The sequence below is a fragment of the Streptomyces durbertensis genome, assembly GCF_014156695.1.
In the GTDB taxonomy this organism is placed as follows: domain Bacteria; phylum Actinomycetota; class Actinomycetes; order Streptomycetales; family Streptomycetaceae; genus Streptomyces; species Streptomyces durbertensis.
The window spans coordinates 1-1,474 of record NZ_WMLF01000737.1 but is presented as its reverse complement, the minus strand read 5'-3'; the positions used below and the strand labels follow the sequence as shown (position 1 = coordinate 1,474).

The following is a 1,474-nucleotide window of genomic DNA, read 5'->3' as shown; positions in this document are numbered from 1 at the left end:
CCCGTACCCGGTACGGATGCAGCGTCCCGCCGTCGATCGTCGTCACGACGTCACCCTCCCACGGGGCCGGAACGCACGTCGCGGGGGTTTTCGGCGTCCGGCGTGGGCGCGCGAACGCCGGTCGCCCGTCGGGTGGACGGGCGACCGGCGGGGCCGGGCCGGCTCAGGTGGCCCGGGTGGCGCTCAGGCGGTGAGGCGGGCGGCGAGGGCGGCGGCCTTGCTGCGGGCCTGCTCCTGGGCGAGGTCGCGGGACTTCTCGAAGAGCGGGATCAGCTCCGCCATCGCCGGGTTGCTCGGGGCCAGCGTCAGCTCGGGGACGATGAAGTCGACGTCCAGGCCGAGGCCGTTGCCGAGGACGTGGCGCAGGTACGGCTCGACGAAGTCGTTGCCCTCCTGCGGGGTGCCGGGCGCGTAGGAGCCGCCGCGGCTGGTCACGACGGTGACGGGCTTGCCGGCGGCGGTGGGGTTCGCGGTCATCGAGGTGCGGCCCACGGCGATGACGCGGTCCAGCCAGGCCTTCAGCGTGGAGGGGATCGAGTAGTTGTACATGGGGGCGCCGATGAGTATCGCGTCGGCGTTCTCCAGCTCCGAGATCAGCTCCTCGTTGAGGGCGTAGGCCTCGCGCTGCTCGGGGGTGCGGTCCTGGGGGGCGACGTAGCCGGCGTAGTAGGCGAGGGCGTCGACGTGGGGGACGGGCTCGGCGGCCAGGTCGCGGTAGACGACCTTGCCGTCCGGGTGCTCGCTTTCCCACACCTCGCGGTAGAGGGCGGTGACGGCGCGGGAGGCGGAGTTGTCGCCGTTCAGGGAGGAGTCGATGTGGAGGAGGGTGGCCATGGGGGGCTCCTTGGTGGTGTGTGGCGTGTGTGGCGTGTGTGGCGTGTGTGCCGGGCTGTGTCGGGCTGTGTCGGGCTGTCGGTCTTGGGCGTTCCGGCTGTTCGCGGAGCACGGCGTCGGGTGGGGCCGCCGCTTCCCGGTCCCGGAGTAAGCCGGTGCGGGAACCGCTGTATCTATTGATACCACAGTTGCTTACTTTTCCGCAGTCCCTTGTGTCGTTGTCGTACCCTGGAGGCATGGCCGAGCGATCGCAGGACACCAAAGAGGCCGTCGGCCCGAAGGCTGCCGGCTGCACCGAACCCGAGCTGGGCGTCACCCGGGTGTTCGCCGTGCTCGGCAAGCGCTGGACGGGGGTGGTGCTGGCCGCCCTGATGAGCGGTCCCGGCCACTTCACCGAACTGCGCCGGGCCGTGCCCGGCATCAGCGAGCGCATGCTGTCCGACCGGCTGGCCGAGCTGGCCTCGCTCGGGCTGGTGCTGCGGACGGTCGACGAGGGCCCGCCGCTGCGCGTCTCCTACGCCCTGACGGACGCCGGCATGGCGCTGCGTCCGGCGATGGTCGAACTGACCCGCTGGGCGGACGAGCACCTGCCCGGCGGCGGCGCCGGCTGCCCGGAGGCGTTCAAGGGCTGAGGCCCGCC

General features: G+C 72.3%; 2 protein-coding genes. One reads left to right on the top strand and one right to left on the bottom strand.

Annotation, left to right across the window (positions count from 1 at the left end):
- Positions 1-183: 183 nt before the first annotated feature.
- Positions 184-834 (bottom strand): FMN-dependent NADH-azoreductase, encoded by a 651-nt coding sequence (locus GL263_RS26415; RefSeq protein WP_182858257.1) that lies wholly within the window; start codon positions 832-834, stop codon positions 184-186.
- Between the two features lie 236 nt (positions 835-1,070).
- Here GL263_RS26415 and GL263_RS26410 point away from each other — a divergent pair, with 236 nt between their 5' ends.
- Positions 1,071-1,466: a winged helix-turn-helix transcriptional regulator gene (locus GL263_RS26410; RefSeq protein ID WP_182858256.1), complete on the top strand. Its 396-nt coding sequence runs from the start codon at positions 1,071-1,073 to the stop codon at positions 1,464-1,466.
- Positions 1,467-1,474 lie beyond the last annotated feature (8 nt).

What these genes read in the sequence shown, in the direction of transcription:
- GL263_RS26410 (WP_182858256.1), top strand. Translation starts at nt 1,071, where the DNA reads ATGGCCGAGCGATCGCAGGACACCAAAGAGGCCGTCGGCCCGAAGGCT.
- GL263_RS26415 (WP_182858257.1), bottom strand. Translation starts at nt 834, where the DNA reads ATGGCCACCCTCCTCCACATCGACTCCTCCCTGAACGGCGACAACTCC.